4 protein-coding genes are annotated in these 3926 nt (G+C 71.0%); all 4 read right to left on the bottom strand.

Annotation, left to right across the window (positions count from 1 at the left end; translation table 11 throughout):
- Positions 1-165 (bottom strand): transposase (locus VNS22_RS10780; RefSeq protein WP_325732245.1); only part of this gene is annotated, 165 nt, incomplete at its 3' end.
- Positions 166-210: 45 nt separating this feature from the next.
- Positions 211-483, bottom strand: a complete 273-nt coding sequence (locus tag VNS22_RS10775; RefSeq protein WP_325732243.1) for a hypothetical protein — start codon at positions 481-483, stop codon at positions 211-213.
- Positions 484-631: 148 nt separating this feature from the next.
- A complete protein-coding gene (locus VNS22_RS10770; RefSeq protein WP_325732241.1) occupies positions 632-1318 on the bottom strand; it encodes a response regulator in 687 nt (228 codons plus the stop codon).
- Positions 1315-3926, bottom strand: a 2612-nt coding sequence (locus VNS22_RS10765) for a sensor histidine kinase KdpD (protein WP_325732239.1), incomplete at its 5' end; no start/stop codon positions are given. The genes VNS22_RS10765 and VNS22_RS10770, both read right to left, overlap by 4 nt.

Genomic DNA, 3926 nt, shown 5'->3' with positions numbered 1-3926 from the left:
CCACGGCGCACCGGTCTTCACGATGTAGCGCAGGCCGTTGAACAATTCGCGCAACGAGTGACAACGCTGGCCGGCATCCTCCCGCACCAAGACCAGATACGGCGCTACCAGCGCCCATTCTTCATCAGACACATCAGAAGGGTAAGGCTTGCGGACATGGCTCATGCCCCCAAGCCTGACCACTACACCCCGCCAGGTCCATAACAGCCTCTAGGGATCCGCCCGTGAGTTGACCTCATCGAGCCGGGGACCTTGCTCAAGGCCGGGGGTTCGCATGCAGCCGCCGCATCGCTGGAAGTCCCGGGTCGGCACCTTGATAGCGGAGCCCAGGCGCAGCTCGCGGATGCAGACGTCCCGCGACAGGTGCCTGGGCTGATCTCTTGAGCCGAGGCTGGCGAGCAGCCCGCTTGGCCCCTCCAGCCGCTCGGCCACCAGATTGGCGGCCGTACCTTGCTTCTGCACCTGGCCTGCCAGGCCCAGCATCCGGCTGCTCGAGGCCATCCGCTGACGGTGACGAGCCACATCATCAGATTGGCGCTGCCACACCTGCCGGGAACGAACGCGGACCGACCTGCTTGCCGCTGCATCGGGGGCACCAAATGGCGATGCCTCCACCTGAGATGGCAGCTTCTCACCACCATCCCAGGCGGTAGCCGATCCCTGGCTCCGTCACGATCAGCGCCGGGGCTGCCGGATCCCGCTCGATCTTCTGCCGCAGCTGGCCGACATAGACCCGCAGGTATTGGGTGTCGTGCTCGTGGGCCGGCCCCCACACGGTCGTCAGCAGCTGGCGGTGGGTGACCACCTTGCCGGCATGGCGGACGAGGAGGGCCAGCAGGTCGAACTCCCGGGGCGTCAGCTTCAATTCCCTGCCGCCCCGGGTGACCCGGTGCCTGGGCAGGTCGATCTCCAGATCCTCGACGCGCAGGACCGGCACCTCGCCCGCGGCCTGCATCCGGTGGCGCAGGGCGGCGCGCAGCCTGGCCATCAGCTCGCCGGCGCCGAACGGCTTGTTGACGAAGTCGTCGGCGCCCGTGTCGAGCGCCTCGATCTTCTCGGCCTCGCGGTCGCGGGCGGACAGGATCACGACGGGCAGCTGCGACCAGGTGCGCAGGCGGCGCAGCACCTCCTTGCCGTCCATGTCGGGCAGGCCCAGATCGAGGACGACGATGTCCGGGGCCAGGGTGGCGATCGCCTGGAGGCCGGCCTCGCCGGTGTCGGCGCGCAGGACCTCGTAGCCGTTCGCCGCCAGGGCCGGGCCCAGGAAGCGGTGGATCGCCGCCTCGTCGTCCACCACCAGCACGCGTTGCCGGCTCAATCCCGTTCTCCGATCGGCAGCGTCATCACGATGCGGGCACCGCGGCCGCTCTCGGTGGCGGCTTGCGCCTGCACGCTGCCGCCATGGGCCTCGATGATCCCCTTGGCGATGGCCAGGCCCAGGCCGGCGCCTTCGCCGCCGTCGGCGTGGTCCTGGGCGGCGCGGACGAACTTCTCGAACACGTGGGGGAGGAGGGCAGCGTCGATGCCGGGGCCGTCGTCGGTGACCGATACCTGCACGGCCGGGCCTGCGCGACGGGCGGCCACGACCACGCTCGCGGCCGGGCCGGCATGGCGGACGGCGTTGCCGACTACGTTGCCGAAGGCCTGGCCCAGCAGGCTCTGGTCGGCGAAGACCAGCGGCAGCCCCGGCTCCATCTCCAGCCGGAACCGCTGGGTTGCCCCGCGCCGGCGGGCCACCGTGACCACCCGGTTCAGCACTTCCTCCAGGTCCACCCAGTCCCGGCGCAGGTCGAGGGCGCCGGCTTCCAGCCGGGTCATCGACAAGAGGTTGCGCACCATCCCGTCCAGATGCTCGGCCTCGTCGCGCACCTGGGCCAGCAGGTCCTGCCGCTCGGCCGGACTCATCCGCTCGCCGTACTCCAGCAGGCTGCTGGCGGCACCCAGCACCGAGGCCAGTGGCGTGCGGAAGTCGTGGGAGATCGAGGCCAGGAGGATGTTGCGCACCCGCTCCGTTTCCGCCGCCATCCGCACGTCGGTCATTTCCTGGGCCAGGGTGGCGCGGTCCAGGGCGATCGAGGCTTGGCTGGCCAGGGTGTCCAGGAGGGCGCGCATCTCCCCGTCCAGGGGCTCGCCGGACGGCTCCACCTCGATGCCGATCACGCCGATCCACCGCTCCTGCTGGCGCAGCGGCAGGAACAGCCAGGGCACGCTCGGCAGCGTGCCGGTGTCGGCGCCGGCCGGCTCGTCATGCGCGAACGCCCAGCGCGCGGCGGTGAGCGAGGCGGTGTCCAGCCGGTCCTCGGCCGGGACGGCGGCGGCCGGCGCCAGCCCATGCCCGTCATCGCGCAGGATCACGACCGAGCGGTCCAGCATGGCGCCTATTTCGGCTGCCGCCCCTTCCACCACCGCCTTCTCGTCGGCCAGCGCGGACAGCTTGCGGGTGAACTCGTACAGGCGCCGGGTCGCCCGCATCCGGACGATCGCCGCATCGGCCTGCTCGCGCGCCCGGCCGGCGATCGCCGAGGTCAGCACGGCCACGATCAGGAAGATGCCGAGGGCAAGGAGCTCGTGCGGGCGCGCCACCGTGAAGGTGCGCACCGGATTGATGAAGAAGTAGTTGTAGGCGAGGAACGACAGGAAGGAGGCGAACACGGCCGGCCAGATCCCGAAGCGGATCGCCGGGACGAGCACCGCCAGGAGGAACAGGATCGAGATGTTCGGCAGCGCCACGAACCGCTCGATCCAGGTGCCGGCCAGGACCACCGCCGCCACGCCCAGGGCGGCCGCGAGATAGCCGTGCCAGGATCCCAGGGCCGGCAAGGCGAGCCAGACGGGCTCGGCCTGCCGGGGTTCCGAGGTCAGCACATGGACGGCGATGCCGTTGCCGCCCCTGACCAGCGCGTCGGCGAGGGTGCGGCCGAACAGGGTGCGGAACCGGTTGCGCCGCGCCTGCCCGATCACGATCTGGGTAACGTTCTGGAAGCGGGCGAAGCGCAGGAGCTCGCCCGCCAGATTGGCGGCCACCAGCTGGCGGACCTCGCCGCCCAGGCTTTCGGCCAGGTGCACGGCCTCGGCGATCCTGCGGCGGCCTTCGGCGTCGATCGTCCGCCCGGGCTGCTCGACACTCACCGCGAACCAGGAGCCGCCCGTCAGGTCGGCCAGCCGCTTGGCTTCGCGCACGACCCGCGTGGCCGAGCCGTCCGGGCCGACGCAGACCATGATCCGCTCGCCGGCAGCCCACGGCCCCTCGATGGCGCCGCCCTGCATCCGCTCGACCAGGTCGCTGTCGACCTGGGCGGCGACCTGGCGCAGGGCCAGCTCGCGCAGGGCCAGGAGGTTGCCGGGCTTGAAGAAGCTCTGCACCGCGCGGGTGGCGGTGTCCTGGACATAGACCTTGCCCTCGGCCAGGCGCTTGAGCAGCTCGTCGGGGGGCAGGTCGACCAGGACGATCTCGTGCGCATCCTGGAATGCGGCATCGGGCACGGTTTCCCGCACCCGGACCGAGGTGATCCGCTGCACGACGTCGTTCAGGCTTTCCACGTGCTGGACGTTCAGGGTGGTCCAGACGTCGATCCCGGCATCCAGCAGCTCGTCGACGTCCTGCCAGCGCTTGGGGTGCCGGCTGCCCGGCACGTTGGAATGGGCGTACTCGTCGACCAGGAGGAGGCCCGGCCGGCGGGCCAGGGCGGCTTCCAGGTCGAACTCGGGCACCAGGCGGCCACGGTAGAGGATCGACTTCCTGGGCAGGACCTCGATGCCGTCGGCCAGGTCCTGGGTTTCCTGGCGCCCGTGGGTCTCGACCACCCCGATCACGACGTCGACCTTGTCGGCCTTGGCCGCGCGCGCCGCCTGCAGCATGGCGTAGGTCTTGCCCACGCCCGGGGCGGCGCCCATGAACACCCGCAGCCTGCCGCGCCCTTCCTGGC

The organism is Geminicoccus sp., from assembly GCF_035556675.1.
Taxonomy (GTDB): Bacteria; Pseudomonadota; Alphaproteobacteria; order Geminicoccales; family Geminicoccaceae; genus Geminicoccus.
Note: the sequence above shows the minus strand (reverse complement) of the source record. Positions and strands in the feature narration are given on the sequence as shown.

What these genes read in the sequence shown, in the direction of transcription:
- VNS22_RS10775 (WP_325732243.1), bottom strand. Translation starts at nt 483, where the DNA reads ATGCTGGGCCTGGCAGGCCAGGTGCAGAAGCAAGGTACGGCCGCCAAT.